This is a genomic window from Brevundimonas sp. 2YAF1, from assembly GCF_052114745.1.
Lineage (GTDB): Bacteria > Pseudomonadota > Alphaproteobacteria > Caulobacterales > Caulobacteraceae > Brevundimonas.
Window position 1 is genome coordinate 49,591 of sequence record NZ_JBFRFI010000011.1, and the last position, 18,083, is coordinate 67,673.

Annotated in this window: 18 protein-coding genes; 10 read left to right on the forward strand and 8 right to left on the reverse strand. The window is 69.9% G+C overall.

Annotated features, from left to right (window positions below):
- Nucleotides 1-124: 124 nt before the first annotated feature.
- The 4 genes from mutS to AB4Y68_RS13590 all read right to left on the reverse strand — a co-directional run bounded on the left by mutS (nt 125) and on the right by AB4Y68_RS13590 (nt 5,191).
- The gene (gene mutS, locus AB4Y68_RS13575) at nt 125-2,821 is read right to left on the reverse strand and encodes a DNA mismatch repair protein MutS (RefSeq protein WP_441456289.1); all 2,697 of its coding nucleotides are present in this window, start codon (nt 2,819-2,821) and stop codon (nt 125-127) included.
- 93 nt (nt 2,822-2,914) lie between these two features.
- Entirely contained in the window at nt 2,915-3,814 is a 900-nt protein-coding gene (locus tag AB4Y68_RS13580) for an aldo/keto reductase (protein WP_441456290.1), read from the reverse strand.
- Nucleotides 3,815-3,884: 70 nt separating this feature from the next.
- Entirely contained in the window at nt 3,885-4,538 is a 654-nt protein-coding gene (gene maiA / locus AB4Y68_RS13585; protein ID WP_441456291.1) for a maleylacetoacetate isomerase, read from the reverse strand.
- Entirely contained in the window at nt 4,535-5,191 is a 657-nt protein-coding gene (locus AB4Y68_RS13590) for a fumarylacetoacetate hydrolase family protein (RefSeq protein WP_441456292.1), read from the reverse strand. Before AB4Y68_RS13590 ends, maiA begins: the two co-directional genes overlap by 4 nt.
- Before the next feature lie 159 nt (nt 5,192-5,350).
- Here AB4Y68_RS13590 and AB4Y68_RS13595 point away from each other — a divergent pair, with 159 nt between their 5' ends.
- The 3 genes from AB4Y68_RS13595 to AB4Y68_RS13605 all read left to right on the forward strand — a co-directional run bounded on the left by AB4Y68_RS13595 (nt 5,351) and on the right by AB4Y68_RS13605 (nt 6,369).
- Nucleotides 5,351-5,695: a glycine zipper domain-containing protein gene (locus AB4Y68_RS13595; RefSeq protein WP_441456293.1), complete on the forward strand. Its 345-nt coding sequence runs from the start codon at nt 5,351-5,353 to the stop codon at nt 5,693-5,695.
- Nucleotides 5,695-6,087, forward strand: coding sequence for a hypothetical protein (locus AB4Y68_RS13600; protein WP_441456294.1), 393 nt, complete (start codon nt 5,695-5,697; stop codon nt 6,085-6,087). Before AB4Y68_RS13595 ends, AB4Y68_RS13600 begins: the two co-directional genes overlap by 1 nt.
- 105 nt (nt 6,088-6,192) lie before the next feature.
- On the forward strand, nt 6,193-6,369 hold the full coding sequence (locus AB4Y68_RS13605) for a DUF1328 domain-containing protein (protein ID WP_300201173.1): 177 nt from the start codon (nt 6,193-6,195) through the stop codon (nt 6,367-6,369).
- Nucleotides 6,370-6,453: 84 nt separating this feature from the next.
- On the opposite strand, the gene AB4Y68_RS13610 is transcribed toward AB4Y68_RS13605, so the two are convergent.
- Together AB4Y68_RS13610 and AB4Y68_RS13615 are read right to left on the reverse strand one after the other, a co-directional pair.
- The gene (locus tag AB4Y68_RS13610) at nt 6,454-7,308 is read right to left on the reverse strand and encodes a metallophosphoesterase family protein (RefSeq protein WP_441456295.1); all 855 of its coding nucleotides are present in this window, start codon (nt 7,306-7,308) and stop codon (nt 6,454-6,456) included.
- Nucleotides 7,305-8,249, reverse strand: coding sequence for a diacylglycerol/lipid kinase family protein (locus tag AB4Y68_RS13615; RefSeq protein ID WP_441456296.1), 945 nt, complete (start codon nt 8,247-8,249; stop codon nt 7,305-7,307). Before AB4Y68_RS13615 ends, AB4Y68_RS13610 begins: the two co-directional genes overlap by 4 nt.
- Before the next feature lie 155 nt (nt 8,250-8,404).
- Between AB4Y68_RS13615 and AB4Y68_RS13620 the strand changes: the two genes are divergently transcribed.
- The 3 genes from AB4Y68_RS13620 (at nt 8,405) to AB4Y68_RS13630 (ending at nt 11,615) form a co-directional block, all read left to right on the forward strand.
- On the forward strand, nt 8,405-8,752 hold the full coding sequence (locus tag AB4Y68_RS13620) for a YMGG-like glycine zipper-containing protein (protein ID WP_441456297.1): 348 nt from the start codon (nt 8,405-8,407) through the stop codon (nt 8,750-8,752).
- A 123-nt stretch (nt 8,753-8,875) separates the two neighbouring features.
- Complete coding sequence (locus AB4Y68_RS13625; protein ID WP_441456298.1) at nt 8,876-9,337, forward strand: OmpA family protein; 462 nt, start codon at nt 8,876-8,878, stop codon at nt 9,335-9,337.
- Nucleotides 9,338-9,434: 97 nt separating this feature from the next.
- The gene (locus AB4Y68_RS13630; protein ID WP_441456299.1) at nt 9,435-11,615 is read left to right on the forward strand and encodes a protein-disulfide reductase DsbD family protein; all 2,181 of its coding nucleotides are present in this window, start codon (nt 9,435-9,437) and stop codon (nt 11,613-11,615) included.
- Between the two features lie 220 nt (nt 11,616-11,835).
- Here AB4Y68_RS13630 and AB4Y68_RS13635 read toward each other — a convergent pair whose 3' ends face one another.
- Nucleotides 11,836-12,312, reverse strand: a complete 477-nt coding sequence (locus AB4Y68_RS13635) for a hypothetical protein (RefSeq protein ID WP_441456300.1) — start codon at nt 12,310-12,312, stop codon at nt 11,836-11,838.
- A 124-nt stretch (nt 12,313-12,436) separates the two neighbouring features.
- Between AB4Y68_RS13635 and pgi the strand changes: the two genes are divergently transcribed.
- Together pgi and AB4Y68_RS13645 are read left to right on the forward strand one after the other, a co-directional pair.
- On the forward strand, nt 12,437-14,056 hold the full coding sequence (gene pgi, locus AB4Y68_RS13640; RefSeq protein WP_441456301.1) for a glucose-6-phosphate isomerase: 1,620 nt from the start codon (nt 12,437-12,439) through the stop codon (nt 14,054-14,056).
- On the forward strand, nt 14,053-14,433 hold the full coding sequence (locus AB4Y68_RS13645; RefSeq protein WP_441456302.1) for a DUF4260 family protein: 381 nt from the start codon (nt 14,053-14,055) through the stop codon (nt 14,431-14,433). The genes pgi and AB4Y68_RS13645 overlap by 4 nt, the downstream gene beginning before the upstream one ends.
- 95 nt (nt 14,434-14,528) lie before the next feature.
- Here the strand turns inward: AB4Y68_RS13645 and AB4Y68_RS13650 are convergent, their stop codons facing one another.
- The gene (locus AB4Y68_RS13650) at nt 14,529-14,972 is read right to left on the reverse strand and encodes a hypothetical protein (RefSeq protein WP_441456303.1); all 444 of its coding nucleotides are present in this window, start codon (nt 14,970-14,972) and stop codon (nt 14,529-14,531) included.
- A gap of 236 nt (nt 14,973-15,208) precedes the next feature.
- Between AB4Y68_RS13650 and groES the strand changes: the two genes are divergently transcribed.
- Together groES and groL are read left to right on the forward strand one after the other, a co-directional pair.
- Nucleotides 15,209-15,496: a co-chaperone GroES gene (groES, locus tag AB4Y68_RS13655; protein ID WP_008259448.1), complete on the forward strand. Its 288-nt coding sequence runs from the start codon at nt 15,209-15,211 to the stop codon at nt 15,494-15,496.
- A gap of 54 nt (nt 15,497-15,550) precedes the next feature.
- Complete coding sequence (gene groL, locus AB4Y68_RS13660; protein ID WP_441456304.1) at nt 15,551-17,194, forward strand: chaperonin GroEL; 1,644 nt, start codon at nt 15,551-15,553, stop codon at nt 17,192-17,194.
- The last annotated feature ends 889 nt before the right edge of the window (nt 17,195-18,083 follow it).

Below are 18,083 nucleotides of genomic sequence, written 5' to 3' on the forward strand. Positions count from 1 at the left end.
CTTCCGCTCATCCCGGCGGACGCCGGGATCCAGTCCTTTGGCTTCACGCGCGAGGTCCGCCAATTCACACCGTCGAGAATGGGGCTCTCACTGGGTCCCGGCGTCCGCCGGGATGAGCGGGCTTTTAAGTCTTCGCCAGACCCTTCAGCCGATACAACGCTTCCAGCGCCTCGCGCGGGGTCAGCTCATCGGGGTCGATGCCGGCCACCGCCTGGTCCAGCGCCGAGCTGATGGGGGTGGGCGGCGGCTCGGCCACGGCGGCGAACAGGGGCAGGTCGTCCAGACGCGCCGTCGCCGCCTTCTCGCTCTCCAGCCGCTCCAGCACCTCGCGGGCGCGGCCGACGACGGCGGTCGGCACCCCGGCCAGCTTGGCCACCTGCACCCCGTAGGAGCGGTCCGCCGCGCCGGGCGCCGCCTCGTGCAGGAAGACCAGATCGCCGTTCCACTCGCGCGCCTTCATCGACAGGTTGCAGACGTGGTCCAGCCGCTCCTCCAGCCGCGCCAGCTCGTGATAATGGGTGGCGAACAGGGTGCGGGCGCGGTTGGTCTCGTGCAGGGCCTCGGCCGTCGCCCAGGCGATGGCCAGACCGTCGTAGGTGGCCGTGCCGCGCCCGATCTCGTCCAGCACGACGAAGCTGCGATCCGTAGCCTGGGTCAGGATGGCGGCGGTCTCGACCATCTCCATCATGAAGGTCGAGCGGCCGCGCGCCAGATCGTCGCCGGCCCCGACGCGGCTGAACAGCCGGTCCACCACGCCCAGCCGCATGGCCCGCGCGGGGACAAAGGCCCCGGCCTGAGCCAGCACCACCAGCAGGGCGTTCTGGCGCAGGAAGGTCGACTTACCGGCCATGTTCGGCCCGGTGACGATCGACAGGCGCGAGGCCCCGGCGCCGTCGCCGGCCAGTCGGCAGTTGTTCGGGGTATAGGGATCGCCCTGCGCCGTCACCGCCGCCTCGACCACCGGGTGGCGCCCGGCCTCGACGTCGAAGCACAGACTGTCGTCGACCACGGGGCGCACGGCGCCGACCTCCTCGGCCCATTCGGCCAGGGCCGCGTGGGCGTCCAGTTCGGCCAGGGCCTCGGCCACGCCCTGCAACAGAGCGGCCAGCCGCGCCACCTCGCGCCGCCAGTTTTCGAAGGTCTCGCCCTCCATGGCCAGGGCGCGATGCCCGGCCTGGCTGATCCTGGCGTCCAGTTCCGACAGTTCGACCGTGGTGAAGCGGACCTGATTGGCCAGGGTCTGACGGTGGATGAAGGGGCTGTCGGGACCTGCCCGCAGCAGGCCCTCGGCCGCCTTGGCGGAGGCTTCGAGGAAATAGCCCAGCACGGCGTTGTGGCGCACCTTGAAGGCCACGCCGCTCTCGGCCACGGCGCGCGCCTCCAGATCGGCGACCACGCGACGGCTGTCGTCGCGCAGGGTGCGGGCGGCGTCCAATTCGGGCCGGTGGCCGGGGTTCACATAGCCGCCGTCGCGCGCCAGATGCGGCGGCTCCTCGATCAGACCCTCGATCAGATCGGCCAGCAGATGCGACAGCTCGGCGTCCAGCGTCAGCCGGTCGAGACAGGCCAGAACCCGCGCCGGCGGCCCCGCCAGCGGGTCGCGCGCGGCGGCGGCGAACAGGCCGGCCAGTCCCTGCGCCGTCGTCAGCCCCGAACGGATCGCCGCCAGATCGCGCGGTCCTCCGCGTCCCAGCGCCAGCCGCGAGGTCGCCCGCGCCACGTCGGCCGACGCGCGCAGCCCGTCGCGCAGATCGCGCCGCAGATCGCGCCGCTCCAGCAGCCACTCCACCGCGTCCAGACCGGCGTTGATCGCCGCCGGATCGCGCAAGGGCCGGGACACCCGCTCGGCCAACGCCCGCGCCCCGCCGGAGGTGACGCTGCGGTCAATCGAGTGCAGCAGGCTGCCGTCGCGCTCGCCGCGCTGGGTGCGGTCGATTTCGAGGCTGAGGCGGGTGGCCGGGTCGATGGCCAGAAAGCCGCTCTCGCCCGAGCGACGCGGCGGGGCCAGGGCCGGAATCTTGCCGGCCTGGGTGGTCTCCAGATAGGCGGCGATCAGGCCCAGCGCCGAAACCTCGGCCTCCTCGAAGGCGCCGAAGCCGTCCAGCGCCGAAACGCCATATAGCCGCTGCACCCGGTCGCGGGCGCCCACGGGCTCGGCGAGGGCCTGCGGCATGGCCTGAACCACGCCGCCGGAGCCGTCCAGCGCCCCCTTCAGCGCCTCGTCCGAAAACAGCCGGTCGGGCACCAGCACTTCCGACGGGCGGAAGGCCGCCAGCGCCGCGCCCAGATCGCTCAGGTCGCAGGCCACCGAGTCCACGGCGCCCGCCGACAGCTCGACCACCGCCACGGCGGCTCTTCCTTTTCGCACCGCCACCGCCGCCAGCCGGTTGGCCCCGCGCGCGTCCAGCAACGCGTCTTCGGTCAGGGTGCCGGGCGTCACCACCCGCACCACGCCGCGGTGGACCACCGCCTTGTGACCGCGCTTCTTGGCCTCGGCGGGGTTCTCCAGTTGCTCGCAGATGGCGACCTTGAAGCCCATGCGGATCAGCCGCGCCAGATAGCCGTCCAGCGCATGGACCGGCACCCCGGCCATGGGGATGTCCTCGCCCTGATGCTTGCCGCGCTTGGTCAGGGTGATGCCCAGCGCCGCCGCCGCCTTCACCGCGTCCTCGAAGAAGAGCTCGTAGAAGTCGCCCATGCGGAAGAAGAGGATGGCGTCCGGCTGGCCCGCCTTGGCCGCCAGGAATTGCGCCATGACCGGGGTCGTGCCGGAATCAGACTTCAGATCGGCTTGCGGGGGATGGGCGAGGGGCGCGTTCATTGTCCGTCAGGGTGACGGATCGGGGCAGCGGCCTCAAGCGGGATCGGCGGCGGTCATGCACAGGGCGGGGCGCAAACCCCTCGCGCCTGTGGATCAGGCGGCGTTGCTGACGTACAGGCGGGCGCGGGAGGCGACGGCGGCGGGGGCTTCGTCCAGCGCCAGGGCGTCCCAGTCGATGTCGGGCTTGTCCGCGTGCGAAGCGGCGACGATGGCGCGCAGTTCGGCCGCCGAGGCCACGCTGGCGATCACCGAGGCCACGCCGGGCAGGTTCAGCGCATAGGCCAGGGCCGCCTGCATCGGATCGACGCGCGCCTCGGCCAGACGCCGACGCGTGCGCGACAGGGCCATGCCGTGCGCGGCCAGCTCGGGCGGCAGGCTTTCGCGGTTGGCGAACAACAGGCCCTGGGCGAAGACCGAGGCCAGATGCACCTCGACCCCTTGCGCGGCCAGAGCCTCGATCACCCCGCCGCGCGCGGCGCGCTGGTCCAGGATGTTGCAGGCGACCTGCACCACGTCGGGCTGGAAGCGCCGCGCGATCAGGGCCGGGCCGTCCTCGACCGTGGCGACGAAGCCGATCTTGCGGAAGATGCCGCGTTCCTTCAGCGCCGTCAGGCGGGCCCACAGGGCGCGGCCCTCGGCCCCGGCCAGATCGGACGCGTTCTGCACCAGGACGGCGTCGCCGCGCGGCAGACCCATGCGTTCCAGCGAGCGGCGGGCGCGAGCCTCGACCCGGTCCAGACCGTCGGCCAGGGGCACGGTGCGCGCGGTGACGCGGAAGGGCGAAGGGAAGGGCCAGGCCTGGCCCAGCAGCCGTTCGACGTCGCCCTCGGGCCGGGTCGCGACCACGCCGACGCCCGCATCGCCCGCCGTTTGCAGCAGATGACGCATGGCGTCCTCCCGCTGGCCGGGCGGCAGCGGGCGGGACCGTTCGGGCTCAGTCACCACAGCGATGGCGAGCCGGTCGGCTGGAGAGGGCGGGACGGCGAATCTCACGACGCCGATATTCAGCGCCAAAGCTTAAGGGAGATTGACCGAAATCAATGCCGTTGGTGAACGAACAGGCTTAATCCGCGTCCGGTTGCCCGTCTGGTTGCCCGTCTGGTTGATTGTCCGGATGCGCCGCAATGAAGGCCGGATGCAGGTCGGCCCGCATTTCGATCTCCAGCAGACGCGGAAACGCCGTCAGATCGACGTTGAACCGCCGGGCCGAATAAATCTGCGGAATCAGGTAGCAGTCGGCCAGCGTCGGGCCCCCGCCGAAGCACCAGCCCTCGCCGTGGCGCACCACCTGGGCCTCCAACGCGTGGAAACCCTCGACGATCCAGCGCCTGGCCCAGGCGTCCACCCCCGCCTGATCGGCGCCGAGATCCTTCACCGCCTTCAGCACCCGCAGATTGTTCAGCGGATGGACGTCGCAGCCGATCAGCGCCGCCATGGCGCGCACGCAGGCGCGGTCGGCGGCGTTTGAGGGCAGCAGCGGCGGCGTCGGACAGGTCTCCTCCAGCCACTCCACAATGGCCGGGCTCTGGGTCAGGACCAGGCCGTCGACTTCCAGCGCGGGAACCAGACCCTGAGGGTTGAGCGCGCGATAGGCCTCCGACCTCTGCGCCCCAGCCCGCAGATCGACCGGCGCCGTCTGATAGGCCAGACCTTTCAGATTAAGCGCGATGCGGGTGCGGTAGCTGGTGCCCGAGCGCCAATAGCCGTGCAGGATCATGGCTGTACCGTGAAGGCGAGCGGGGCCAGACCGTCGATGCTCGCCTCGACCCGGTCGCCGGGAACCAGAGGCCCGACGCCCTCGGGCGTGCCGGTGAAGATCAGGTCGCCGGGCTGCAGGCTCCACAGCTCATTGGCCTTGGCCAGAATCCCCGCCGGGTCCCAGATCATGTCCGACAGACGCCCCGACTGGCGCGTCTCGCCGTTGACCTTGAGCGCGATCACCGCGTCCGCGTCGGGCAGGGCGCCCAGCGTCAGCGCGCCGCACGGGGCCGACTGGTCGAAGGCCTTGCCCGCCTCCCACGGCCGCCCCTTGGCTTTCGCTTCGGCCTGCAGGTCGCGCCGCGTCAGATCGACGCCGACGGCCCAGCCCGCGACGGTTCCGCCCTCGCCGACGGCGACGACCAGTTCGACCTCATGGTGCAGGTTCGCCGTCGCCGACGGATAGGTCGGATCGACCCCGTCCACGACCAGGGCGTCGGCCGGCTTGGCGAAGAAGAAGGGGGCAGGCTTGTTCGGATCGGCCCCCATTTCGCGGGCGTGGGCGGCGTAGTTCTGGCCGACGCACAGGATGCGGCGGACGGGGAAGCGGCGCGCGTCGCCGACGATGGGCAGGGACGGGGTCGGAGCGGGGGGGAACAGCCATTGGGTCATGACGTTCTTTCTAGAACGGCGGTTGGAACGACGCCAGAAGGCGGCTTGCGCGACAGGCCAAGGCTTGCTGCATTGCGGGAACCTTGGCCCCCGGTGTGGCGTTCGGGCCAGGGGTTCTCTATTTAACCGTCAAGCTTACACAGAAGCGGAGCGCGCATCATGGCCACGACCAAGGCTCGGGAAGACATCAAGAACGATCTGAAGACCCTCAAGGAGGATCTCAAGACCGGGGCGCGCGAGGAAACCCAGCGCCTCAAGGAAAAGGCCGCCGAGGCCGAAGCCCGTCTGCGCGAGCAGGGCGACGAGCTGCGTGACAAGGCGCGCGGCTATTACGACGACGCCCGGGTGCGCGGCCGCGAGTATTACGACGACGCCGCCGAGCGCTTCGAGGAAGCCCAGCGCTACGTCATCGAACGCGTGCAGGAACGTCCGGTGCAGTCGACCGCCATCGCCCTCGGCGTCGGCGTCGTGCTCGGCCTGCTGCTCGCCGGTCGTCGCCGCTGATGATCGGGCGGGGGCTCATCAACCGCGCGGTCGCGACCTTCGTCGCGGCCGGCGCGGCCTTCGTGGCCATGGTCGCCCTGGGCGCCACGGCCTATTACCTGCTGGCGCTCGTCGTCGTGCCTTTGGCTGCGGCGGCGATCACCTCGGCCGTCTTCGCCGTCATCGCCCTGATCGTCGCCCTGATCTTCGTGCGCCGCGCGCACGGCGAGGACGAGGAAGAGGACTACGAGCCGGAAGGTCTGGGCATGCGCGCCTTCCACCTGTTCCAGCAGCGTCCGATCCTGGGCGCGGCGGCGGCCCTGGCCGGCGGATGGATCTTCCTGCGCAATCCCGCCCTGGCCACCATGGTCGCGGCGGCCTTCACCGAGAAAAGCCGCACACGTCGGCGTTAAATCTCGGAACGGTCAAGCCTTCGGAGCGTTGTTGAAGCAGGCGGAACGGTCGACGGGAGGGGTCGACGGCTTCGCTCCCGTCAACCACGTTCCGGAGGATTTTCCATGCTTCGCTGGGCCATCATCTTCTTCATCATCGCCCTGGTCGCCGCCGTTCTCGGCTTCGGCGGAATCTCGGGCATGTCGTTCGAGATCGCCAAGTTCGTCGCCATCATCGCCGTCATCCTGTTCGTGGTCTCGCTGGTCGTCGGCGGGATGCGCGGGCGCGGTCCGCGAATCTGACGCGGCCCTGAGGCTGCACCGAAAGAAGGGCCCGGCGGATCGCCGAGGCCCTTTTTTCATGGTTTCGCGGTTGCGCAGGCGGCGTCAGGTGACGGCGGCCTCCTTCTCGCCCGGCGTCATGGGGTCGGGGGCCGTCTCGGCGCGCCGCGTGTCCTGGCGTCGCGGCAGTCGCCAGGTCTGGTGATCCTCGAACCGCTTGCCGGTCCACACCACCGCCGTCGCCACGATCTCGCGCGGGTCCCATTCGATCCGGTTGAAGCTGGGCGGCGCCCCCCGCTCGCGATGGGACAGGGTCCCGCAACCGATGGCGTAGGAGCAGCGGTCCGACAGGTCGATGCCCAGGGCGAAGGGCACATGCACATGGCCCGTGGCGATCAGGTCCACCCCCGCCTCGGCGAAGATCAGGGCCGCCTTGTCGCCGCGCTTGACCTCGCCGGTCATGGGCGCGCCGATCATCTCGATCAGCGGGTGATGGCAGGCCAGAATGCGCAGCGCCCCGATCGGCGCGTTGCGCAGGGCCTCGGCCGCGCGTCGGGTCTGGTCCAGGTCGATGACGCCCTTGGACCAGTTGGGCCGCGCCTGCCAGCCGCGCGCCGTGGTTACGCCGCGCACCATCAGATTGTCGCGTTTGAACTCATGGTCATGGGCCGGGTGGCCGGTCGCCGCCTCGAACGCCCGCCACGGCCAGAACAGCCGCGCCATCACGTCCCAGTAGGGCACGTCGTGATTGCCGACGGTGACGAAGACCGGCTGGGGCATGGCGCGGATCCACGCGCCCGCCGCCGCGAATTCCCTGGGCAGGCCCTGCTGGGTGATGTCGCCGGTGATCAGCACCAGGTCGTGCGGCACGGCATGGGCGTAATCCAGCGCGGCGGCGACGGCGTGGACGTGTTCGCAGCCGAAATGCACGTCCGAGAACTGGATCACCCGCCCCGTCAAACGCCGTCCTCCGCCGCGGGAAGGCGCGGCGCCAGAGCCATGAAGGCGCGCGGCAGGAAGGTCACGGTCGCCTCGCGCCCCAGCAGCATGGGCTCGCCGTCGATCACCGCCGGAATCTTCGACCGGGCCGACACCCCAATCCAGCGCGCCGGCTGGGTCGTCACATTGGGGTCGTGCCGCCAGTCGTCGAACAGGGCATGGGCCGCCAGCCGGAAGGCTTCGCCCGCGTCGGAGGTGTTCATCGCCGCCGCCTCCAGCCCCACCGGCTCGTCCATGGCCTTGGAGATCATCGGACTGATCAGCACCAGGGCCTCGGCGCGCCGCTTGACGCCGCCGTCCAGGCTGAAGCGGATACGGCCGGTGAAGGCCCGCTTCAGCGCCCGCCGTCCGTACATCCAGGCCAGTTTCAGCTTGCCGGTCCGCATCGCCTCGCGCGCCGGCGCCCACAGGGCGGGCGAGCCCAGGATGGCCGCGCAATAGAAGGCCTCGCCCTCGACCATCCCCCCCGACACGGCCTGGGGCGCGCCTTCCTCCAGCGCCAGACGCAGGGCCAGCTTCCAGTCGGCCGTGCCGTAAAGCGCCTTGGGCAGCATGTTCATCGTCCCGCCGGGCAGGGGGGCGACCAGCGGTCCCTTGGCCCCGGCGCGCGCCGCGACCGACCGCGCCGTGCCGTCGCCGGCGAGGACGAACAGGACGTCGGGCTTCGCCTCCAGGGCCTCGCCGATCTGATCCTGGATGCGCGCGCCCTCCAGCGTCGTCACCGTCGGCTCGCATTCATAGTCGCGCAGGATGGCTTCAACCTCTGCAGCGGCCTGGGGGCCGACCCCGCCGGACAGGGGATTGACCAGAATGGTCACCCGCCGGAAGGCGACGTGCGGCGTCAGAGAACGCGGCGAGGGCGCGGCGGCGGGCGCGCCTGGTTCGACGGGGAGGTCGGTCATGACCGGCGAACGCCTCGTTTCACGCCCCGGTTCCGCTGAACGGCGACGCTTGGACTAAATAATGTGAAGCTTGGGGCGGGTCGCCCCGGAACCGCCGCCTTTTCCCCGCGTTCTGTGTGCTTCAGGGGAGCCCCCTTGGGATGAAGGACAGATCCATGAACAAGGCGATCATCGCCATCGCCGGCGCCGGCCTTCTGGTCACCGCCTGCGCCAGTGAACCGTATTACGGCGGCGGCAACAACGAGGCCGTGCGTCAGGGCGCCATCGGCGCGGGCATCGGCGCGGTGGCCGGCGCCATCATCGGCAACAACGTCGGGGGCGGCAACGCAGCCACCGGCGCGGCCATCGGCGCTCTCGCCGGCGGCGCCGCCGGCGTCATCCGCGGCTCCAACCAGGACCGAAGGAACCAGCAGCGCTATCGCGACAATCAGGGCCGTTATTACTACTGCTACGATAATCGCCAGAACGAGTGCTACTGGGAGAACGGCCAGCGTCGCTACTAGGCGACTGGCGCCCGGACGATTTTCGGGTCAGGTTCAAGGGGCGGTCCGTTTGCGCGGGCCGCCCTTTCCGCTTCCAGGTTCTATAATGTCGCGCCCGGGGCTGGGCGTTTGTTGGGGCTGCGCATGAAATCGATCCTCCCGGTCGCCGTCGTCGGCGGCCTGACGCTGGCGCTGGCAGCGAGTTGCGCCCCGCCCGGCGCGTACCAGAAACGCAGCGATCTGGTCAGCGACACCGCCGCCTGCGCCGCCAAGCGGTTCGAAGTCTATTTCGATCAGGATCAGGCGCGGCTGACCGCGGCCGCCCGCCAGGCCATCGGCTTGACCGCGACCCAGCTTCAGGGCTGCGACGTCACCCGGGTTCAGGTGCTCGGGCTCGCCGACGCCCGCAGCGGCACGGCCGCGGCGAACCAGTCTCTGTCCGAACGCCGCGCCCGTTCGGTGGCCGAGGCCCTGGCCGGCGCAGGTCTGCCCGCGCCCGCCTTCGAAGTCGCCGCGGGCGGCGCCGACGGAGCCATGGTCAACGGTGTCAACGATCCGCTGCGCCGCCGCACCGAGGTGCTGATCGAGGCCCGGCCTCGACGCTAGACCCGACGCCGATGCGGCCTGGAGTCGCGACAGGTGGCTGTAGAGGCGCGCGGCGGCTAAGGTCCGGCCACGTCCTCCATCGCCCGGTGCCGCCCCTTTGCGTCTTCTCGCCGCCCTCCTCGTCTGGCTGACCTTCGCCGCCTCGGCGTCCGCCACGCCGTCCGCCCAAGACCTGGCGATGGATCAGGCGTTGAAAGCGGGCGCCGCCTCGCCCTCGACCGGCCCGCAGCGCACCGAGCGGATCGAGGCCGAACTGGTCCCCATGAGCGCCTGGGCCGCGCCCGGCTCGACCGCCGTGGTCGCCGTGCGCCAGCAGATCCAACCCGGCTGGCACACCTATTGGCGCAATCCCGGCGATTCCGGCGGCCCGACCACCCTGGACTGGATCCTGCCGCCCGGGGTCAAGGCGGGCGACATCGTCTGGCCCCTGCCCGAGCGTCAGCGGCTCAAGACCTTGATGAACTACGGCTATTCCGACGCCGTCGTCCTGCCGGTCCCGATCGACATCCCCGCCGACGCCCGGCCGGGCCAGGTCCTGCGGCTGAAGACGACGGCGCATTTCTTCGTCTGCAGCGACCAGATGTGCGTGCCCGAAGACCTCGACCTGGCTCTGGACCTGCGGGTGCAGGACGGCGCCGCCCCGCTCGACCCGCGCTGGGGCCGGGAGATCCAGACCGTCGTCGAGAACGCCCCGCGCCCGGCCGGGATCGACGCCCGCGCCGCCTTCGCGGACGGCCAGCTGACCCTGACGGCGACCGGCGGGCCGCTGGCCGGCGCGACGCCGAAATGGGCCTATTTCTTCCCCTTCGAGGGCGGGGTCATCGACCACGCCGCCGTCCAGACCGGCCAGCGCGGCCCCGACGGCCTGACCCTGTCCGTCGCCGCCGGGCGCGGCCAGACCGCCGAGGGCCTGAAGGGTCCGGTCGCGGGCGTCCTGGCCACCGATCTCGGCGCCTGGGAGATTTATGCGACCCCCGGCCCCGCCCTGGCCGGTACGACCGGCGACGGCGCCCTGGCCAGTGGCGAGACGATCGCCAAGGCTCCTGTCAGCCTGAGCGCCTTCGGCCAGGCCGCCCTGTTCGCCCTGATCGGCGGGCTGATCCTCAACCTCATGCCCTGCGTCTTCCCCATTCTGGCGATGAAGGCCGCCGCCCTGACCCGCTCGGCGCATCATCCGGGTGAGGCGCGGCGCGACGGTCTGGCCTTCCTGGCCGGGGTGCTGGCGACCTTCCTGATCCTGGCGGGGGCGCTGCTGGCCCTACGCGCCGGCGGTCAGGCCCTGGGCTGGGGCTTCCAGCTGCAGTCGCCGGGCGTGGTCGCGGCTCTGGCCCTGCTGATGCTGGCCGTGGCGTTGAACCTGTCGGGCGTCTTCCATATCGGCGCGGGACTGCAGGGCGCCGGCCACGGCCCGCTGGCGCGTCTGCCCGGCGCGCTCGGCGCCTTCTTCACCGGGGTTCTGGCCGTGGTGGTGGCCGCCCCCTGCACCGCCCCCTTCATGGCCTTCGCCCTGGGCGCCGCCCTGCTGATGCCCTGGCCCATGGCCCTGGCGGTCTTCCTCATGCTGGGCCTCGGCCTGGCCCTGCCCTATCTGCTGATCAGCCTCAGCCCCGGCCTTCTGGCGCGCCTGCCGCGTCCCGGTCCGTGGATGGAGACGCTCAGGAACCTGCTGGCCTTCCCCATGTACGGCGCCGCCCTGTGGCTGGCCTGGGTCTATGGCCGCCAGACCGCCGACGCGCTCGCTCTGCTGTTCGGCGCCGGCCTGATGCTGGCCCTGGCGCTCTGGCTGTTCGGGCGGGCGCAAGCCGCCGGGGGCGGGGGCCGCGTCGCCGGGATCGCCGCCGCCCTGTCGCTGATCGCGGCCCTCGGCCTGGGCGTGATGGCGGGCCGCGCCGCGCTCGCCTCGACCGGCGGCGCCGCCGCCTCAACCCGTCTGCCGTCGCAGCCCTGGTCGTCCGACGCCGTGCAGGCGGCGCTGGCCGAGGGCCGTCCGGTACTGGTCAACTTCACCGCCGACTGGTGCGTGACCTGCAAGATCAACGAGGGCGCGGCCCTGTCCTCGGCCAGGACGGCCGAGGCGCTGAAATCCCATGACGCCATCTATCTGGTCGGCGACTGGACCCGCCGTGACGACGCCATCACGGCCGAGCTGGAGCGCCACGGCCGTTCGGGCGTGCCGCTGTATCTGCTCTATACGCCCGACCGCCCCGAGCCCCGCATCCTGCCGCAGTTGCTGACCGAAGGCGTCATCATCGACGCTCTGGGGACAGAGAAGCGCTAACCGTTCCCGTCATCCCGGAAGCGGCGCAGCCGCTATCCGGGACCGCTGCAAGCGCGGCGTTCTGGGCGGTCCCGGCTCTCCGCTTCGCTGCGGCCGGGATGACGATAATTGGGCGCGGGCCTCAAGTAGCCCAACGGGCGGTAGGCCCACTCAAGAATGCGCCTCAAGTAGCGCGAAGCGCGGTAGGCCCCCAAAAAAGAAAGCCCAAGCCCGCCGTCCTTCAGACGGCTGGCTTGGGCGGCGAGGTGATGACCTCGACGTTGTCGTTGAGCAGATAGGCCAGGTCTTCCAGCGCGGCCTTGCGTTCGGCGGCGTTGGCGGCGGCTTCGACGGCGGCGACCTTCTTGGGCATGTCCTCGGAAATACCGCGCAGGATGCATTTCAGGTCGTTGTCCGTGCCGCGTTCCTTCAGCACCAGATGGCCCTGCAGGTCTCGGGCGGCCAGCTCCGTCGCCTGGGTCTTGAAGCCGGTGAAGGCGGCGCCGCTCAGGAAGCCGTGGGCGTCGGCCGCGCCCGAGGCGATCCAGCCGTCGACGATGGATTTCAGCGACCCCGAACGCGCGACCAGATCGGCGAACAGGGGCTCATGCGCCACCGAGACGGGCGCGTCGGCGGCGACGGGCGGCACGGCGGCGGCGGCGGCCACGGACGGGTCGCTGAGCATCAGGGCGGCGGCGAGGGCGAGACCACAGGACATGGCGCTTCCTTTTCAGATCGCGCGGGAAACGCTTGTTGAAGGCCTTGCCGTGCGCATTCGATTGGACCCTCATACGCCTGAGCCGTAAACGAGGGCTTGCAGATCGCCGCTTTGGGAGACGACCATGCCTCACGCCGCCCTCACCGTCTCCGCCTGGACCGAACTGGAAGCCGTCGCGCGCCGCGACGCCGACGCCCGCATCGACGCACAGTTCACCGCCGATCCCGAGCGGCTGGCCCGGATGAGCGTCGACGCCGCCGGGCTTCATCTGGACCTGTCGAAACAGAGCTGGACCCGCGCCGGATTCGAGACCGCCCTGGACCTGGCCCGCGCCGCCGATGTCGAGGGGCGCCGCGCCGCCCTGTTCGGCGGCGAGGCCGTCAACACCACCGAGGGCCGCGCCGTCCTGCATCCGGCCCTGCGCGCCGCGCCGCGGGCCGATTTTCATGCTCTGGGCGAAGCCGTCTCGGCCGAGGTGGACGCCGTGCGCGACCAGATGCGCGACTACGCCCACGCCGTCCGGGCCAGCCTCGAGACCGGGGCGACAGGCCGGCCGTTCGAGGCCGTGGTGCACATCGGCATCGGCGGCTCAGACCTGGGTCCGCGCCTCATCTGGGACGCCCTGCGTCCGCTCGACCCGGCCATCGACGTTCGCTTCGTCGCCAATGTCGACCCGCACGACATGGCCGAGGCCCTGACCGGGCTGGACCCGGCCTCGACCCTGGTCGTCGTCGTGTCCAAGACCTTCACCACCCTGGAGACCCTGACCAACGCCGAAGTCGCCCGAGCGTGGCTGGCCGCCGCCCTGCCCGCCGACGGCATGGACCGGCATTTCATCGGCGTCACCGCCGCGCCCGAGAAGGCCGCCGCCTTCGGCTGCGGGCGGACCTTTGCGTTCCGGGACTGGGTCGGCGGACGTTACTCCCTGTGGTCGGCGGTTAGCCTCAGCTGCATCATCGGCCTGGGCTGGGAGGTGTTTCAGGGCTTCCTCGACGGCGCCGCAGAACTGGATCGACATTTCCTCGAAGCGCCGCTGGAGGCCAACGCCCCGGTGCTGCTGGCCCTGGCCCAGATCTACAACGTCGACGGCCTGCACCGGCCCGCGCGCACCGTCGCCCCCTACGCCCACGCCCTGCGTCGTCTGCCGGCCTTCCTGCAGCAGCTGGAGATGGAGTCGAACGGCAAGCGGGTCCGCCGCGACGGCTCGCCGGTCGGCCGCCAGACCTGCCCCGTGGTGTTCGGTGAGCCCGGCACCAACGGCCAGCACGCCTTCTTCCAGCAGATCCATCAGGGGCCCCAGGTGGTCCCGGCCGAGTTCGTCATCGTCGCCCACACTCAGGGCGAGGCCTCGGAAAGCCCGCTGTGGGCCAACGCCCTGGCCCAGGGTCAGGCCCTGATGCAGGGCAAGACCGAGGCCCAGGTCCATGCCGAACTGATCGGTTCGGGCGCGTCGCCGGCTGAGGCCGACCGTCTGGCCCCGCACAAGGCCTTCCCCGGCAACCGCCCCTCGACCGCCATCCTCATGGACCGCCTGACGCCGCAGACCCTTGGCGCCCTGATCGCCCTCTATGAGCACAAGACCTTCGTCGAGGGCGTGCTCTGGGACATCAACAGCTTCGACCAGTGGGGCGTCGAACTGGGCAAGGTCCTGGCCAAGGCGGTGCTGAAGGACGTGGCGGCTGGCGCCCCTTCGGTCGACCTCGATCCATCGACGGCGGCCCTGCTGACGCGGTTGCTGGCATGAGGGTCGTCGCGCCCGTCTGGCAACGGTTGGAAGGCCTCGCCCTGCTGGGCGTTTCTGTTCTGGCCTACGCCCGCTTCGGCGAGGGCTGGCTGCTGTTCGGACTGTTGTTCCTGGCCCCCGACCTGTCGTTCCTCGGCTATCTGTCCGGACCGCGCCGAGGCGCCTGGGCCTATAATCTGGCCCACAGCCTGATCGGCCCCCTGGCGCTGGCGGCGGCGGGCCTGCTGACGGACGCCGCTCTGCCAACCGCCCTCGCCCTGATCTGGCTGGCCCACCTGGGTTTCGACCGCGCCCTGGGCTACGGCCTCAAATCCCCCGACGGGTTCGGGGTCACCCATCTGGGCCTCATCGGCGCCGCGCGACGAGCGGCGCCCTAGACCCACGAGCCGGCCTGACCGTCGGCGGTCGCCGAGACCGGACACGGAAAAGGCCCGGCGTCGCCGCCGGGCCTTCGTTCATCCGATGCTCTGTTCTACCAGCGACGGTCGTAGCGATAGTCGCGGTCGTGACGGTTCTGGTTGCTGCGCCATTCGCCGTGGTTCCGCCAATAGCGGCCGTCGCGATAATAACGGCCGTTGCGGTTGTAGTCGTAGCCATCGCGGCTGTTGACGCCGTGATCCCGCTCCCAGTGGCCCTGGTTCCGGTAGCAGCGGCCGCCGCGGTAGTATTCGCAGCCGTCGCCCCGGTTCGAGGCCACAGCGCCCAGCGCCGCGCCGGCCAGGGCCCCGCCCGCGACATAGCGTCCGTCGCCCTGACCGATCAGGGCCCCGGCGACGCCGCCGACGACGGCGCCCAGCACGGCGTCACGGCCGGGGTTGTCGCGGTTACGGTCGCGGTAGGACTGGGCGGCGGCGGGGGTGGTCGCCAACATCGTCAGGGCCAAGGCGCCGACGCCGATCTTGGAAATGGTCTTCATGGCGGGCTCCCTTCGAAAGCCGATTGATCCGTGGCTTCCCTTTTAGAAAGGTCCCGCTGAACGCCCCCAAGGGGTACCGTTCATCTCCCAGTCATCTTGGCGAAAATTCGGCGAGCCTCGGCCTTGACGGCCTATCGACCTCGACCTACCTCCCGTAGCGTTAGCACTCGGGGAGGGCGGCTGCCAAAGCCGCAGGTTCCGGGGCACAACTCGATTACCTATTGGGAGATCATCAGATGGCGTTTCGTCCTCTCGGCGACCGCGTGCTGGTCAAGCGCGTTGAAGAAGAATCCAAGACCAAGGGCGGGATCATCATCCCCGACACCGCCAAGGAAAAGCCCCAGGAAGGCGAAGTCGTCTCCGTCGGCCCCGGCGTCCGCGATGAATCCGGCAAGGTCAACGCCCTGGAGCTGAAGGCCGGCGACCGCATCCTGTTCGGCAAGTGGTCGGGCACGGAAGTGAAGATCGACGGCGACGACCTGATCATCATGAAGGAATCCGACGTCCTGGGCGTGCTTTCGTAAGCACTCTGGGTTTCCGGTTTCTCTCGTAAAAACATCTAGATAGGAGCAGCCCGCATGGCCGCTAAAATCGTAAAATTCAACACCGACGCTCGCGACAAGATGCTGCGCGGCGTCAACATCCTGGCTGACGCCGTCAAGGTGACCCTGGGTCCCAAGGGCCGCAACGTCGTGATCCAGAAGTCCTTCGGCGCCCCGCGCTCGACCAAGGACGGCGTCACCGTCGCCAAAGAGATCGAACTGGAAGACGCCTTCGAGAACATGGGCGCCCAGATGATCCGCGAAGTCGCCTCCAAGGCGAACGACAACGCGGGCGACGGCACCACCACCGCCACCGTTCTGGCTCAAGCCATCGTGCAAGAGGGCCTGAAAGCCGTCGCCGCCGGCATGAACCCGATGGACCTGAAGCGCGGCATCGACCAGGCCGTCGCCGTGGCCCTGGACGAGGTCAAGGCCATCTCCAAGCCGGTCTCGAACAACTCGGAAATCGCCCAGGTCGGCACCATCTCGGCCAACGGCGACGCTGAAATCGGCGAGCTGATCGCCCTGGCCATGGCCAAGGTCGGCAACGAAGGCGTCATCACGGTCGAAGAAGCCAAGACGGCTGAAACCACCGTCGACATCGTCGAAGGCATGCAGTTCGACCGCGGCTACCTGTCGCCCTACTTCATCACCAACGCCGACAAGATGGAGGTCGCCCTCGAAGAGCCCCTCATCCTGCTCCACGAGAAGAAGCTGACCTCGCTGCAGCCCATGCTGCCGGTGCTGGAAGCCGTGGTTCAGTCGGGTCGTCCCCTGCTGATCATCGCCGAGGACATCGAAGGCGAAGCCCTGGCCACCCTGGTGGTCAACAAGCTGCGTGGCGGCCTGCGCGTCGCCGCCGTCAAGGCTCCGGGCTTCGGCGACCGCCGCAAGGCCATGCTGGAAGACCTCGCCATCCTGACCGGCGGCCAGGTCATCTCGGAAGACCTCGGCATCAAGCTCGAGACCGTCACCCTGGACATGCTCGGCAAGGCCAAGAAGGTCACGATCACCAAGGACGACACCACCATCGTCGAAGGCGCCGGTGAGAAAGAGGGCATCGAAGCCCGCGTTTCGCAGATCAAGCGTCAGATCGAGGACACCACCTCGGACTACGACAAAGAGAAGCTGCAAGAGCGTCTGGCCAAGCTGGCTGGCGGCGTCGCCGTCCTGCGCGTCGGCGGCTCGACCGAAGTCGAAGTCAAAGAGAAGAAAGACCGCGTCGACGACGCCCTCAACGCCACCCGCGCGGCGGCTGACGAAGGCATCGTCCCGGGCGGCGGCGTGGCCCTGCTGCAAGCCTCCAAGAAGCTGATCGATCTGAAGGGCGCCAACGCCGATCAGAACGCCGGCATCGCCATCGTCCGTCGCGCCCTGCAGGCTCCGATCCGTCAGATCTCCGAGAACTCGGGCGTCGAAGGCTCGATCGTGGTCGGCAAGGTCATGGACTCGAACGACGCTTCGTTCGGCTTCAACGCCCAGACCGAAGAGTACGGCGATCTCGTCAAGATGGGCGTGATCGACCCGGCCAAGGTCGTCCGCTCGGCTCTGAAGTCGGCCGCCTCGGTCGCCGGCATCATGATCACGACGGAAGCCGCTATCGCTGACGCCCCCAAGAAGGGCGGCGCCGGCGCCCCCGACATGGGTGGAATGGGCGGCATGGGCGGCATGGACTTCTAAGGAAGTCCTGCTTCTCAAGCAGACCAAGGAAGGGCGGGATCGAAAGGTCCCGCCCTTTTTCTATGCGTCCTTCCCCCCTTGCGGGAGAAGGCTCAGATGAGCGGCGTCGGCGGCGTCCTCTCCGGGTCTCAAGCCCAGTCCATTCCTTCTTCCGTCATTCTCAGGCCAGCCGCGCAGCGGCGCTGCCATCGCCCTCTCGCCCCCCATTCCCGCTCACCCCGGCGGACGCCGGGGTGAGCGGTATTAAGGTGCAGCCATCACAATCCCCCCGCCCAATCCCTGACCCCGCAAGCGATCGCGTCAACGCCAGCCCCCATCACCTCGCCTCACCGCCAACCTGCGCCATGCTTTCCCTGTCCCGTCGCAAGGGAGGGCTCGCTCGGCCGGCGAACCGAAGCGGCGGCGGGAGCGGAGAGAACGGGGGTCTTGTCGGACCGTTCGCCTCTCGTCGCGCGCACCGGGCAAGGGAGCACCCAGCGGAAGGCGGCGATGGATCAGGCGGGCGGTTCAGGATGTTTAGCGGGCGGTGGAACGAGGCGAGCGCCTCTACCGTCGTTCCGTGGCCTCAAGTAGCGCGCAAGCGCGATAGGCCACAGCATCAAGACAAGACGCCGCTGGGGCCTAGCGACGGGGCGTTCGACCCGTCCGCCATAGAGGTTCCGGTCAGGGTCGAGGGGGTTACTCGGACCGTTCCAGGACCGCGTCGTCGCGCGGCCTGCCCGTCATGGGCGCCGGGGGTAGCCGTAAACAACGGCGCCTGCCCCGAGCTCATGTCCAACTCTTCGCGCGGGGCATCGGTCTTCGTCGAAACGGTAAAACTCATCTGTCTCCGGGCGAAGGCCCGGCGCCCCGCCCAGCCCTCCACCGCCCGTGCCAGCACGAGGCGGGC

Coding starts and splice junctions, on each gene's coding strand:
- mutS (WP_441456289.1), bottom strand. CDS start 2,821: ATGAACGCGCCCCTCGCCCATCCCCCGCAAGCCGATCTGAAGTCTGAT.
- maiA (WP_441456291.1), bottom strand. CDS start 4,538: ATGATCCTGCACGGCTATTGGCGCTCGGGCACCAGCTACCGCACCCGC.
- AB4Y68_RS13590 (WP_441456292.1), bottom strand. CDS start 5,191: ATGACCCAATGGCTGTTCCCCCCCGCTCCGACCCCGTCCCTGCCCATC.
- AB4Y68_RS13595 (WP_441456293.1), top strand. CDS start 5,351: ATGGCCACGACCAAGGCTCGGGAAGACATCAAGAACGATCTGAAGACC.
- AB4Y68_RS13600 (WP_441456294.1), top strand. CDS start 5,695: ATGATCGGGCGGGGGCTCATCAACCGCGCGGTCGCGACCTTCGTCGCG.
- AB4Y68_RS13605 (WP_300201173.1), top strand. CDS start 6,193: ATGCTTCGCTGGGCCATCATCTTCTTCATCATCGCCCTGGTCGCCGCC.
- AB4Y68_RS13615 (WP_441456296.1), bottom strand. CDS start 8,249: ATGACCGACCTCCCCGTCGAACCAGGCGCGCCCGCCGCCGCGCCCTCG.
- AB4Y68_RS13620 (WP_441456297.1), top strand. CDS start 8,405: ATGAACAAGGCGATCATCGCCATCGCCGGCGCCGGCCTTCTGGTCACC.
- AB4Y68_RS13625 (WP_441456298.1), top strand. CDS start 8,876: ATGAAATCGATCCTCCCGGTCGCCGTCGTCGGCGGCCTGACGCTGGCG.
- AB4Y68_RS13635 (WP_441456300.1), bottom strand. CDS start 12,312: ATGTCCTGTGGTCTCGCCCTCGCCGCCGCCCTGATGCTCAGCGACCCG.
- pgi (WP_441456301.1), top strand. CDS start 12,437: ATGCCTCACGCCGCCCTCACCGTCTCCGCCTGGACCGAACTGGAAGCC.
- AB4Y68_RS13645 (WP_441456302.1), top strand. CDS start 14,053: ATGAGGGTCGTCGCGCCCGTCTGGCAACGGTTGGAAGGCCTCGCCCTG.
- AB4Y68_RS13650 (WP_441456303.1), bottom strand. CDS start 14,972: ATGAAGACCATTTCCAAGATCGGCGTCGGCGCCTTGGCCCTGACGATG.
- groES (WP_008259448.1), top strand. CDS start 15,209: ATGGCGTTTCGTCCTCTCGGCGACCGCGTGCTGGTCAAGCGCGTTGAA.
- groL (WP_441456304.1), top strand. CDS start 15,551: ATGGCCGCTAAAATCGTAAAATTCAACACCGACGCTCGCGACAAGATG.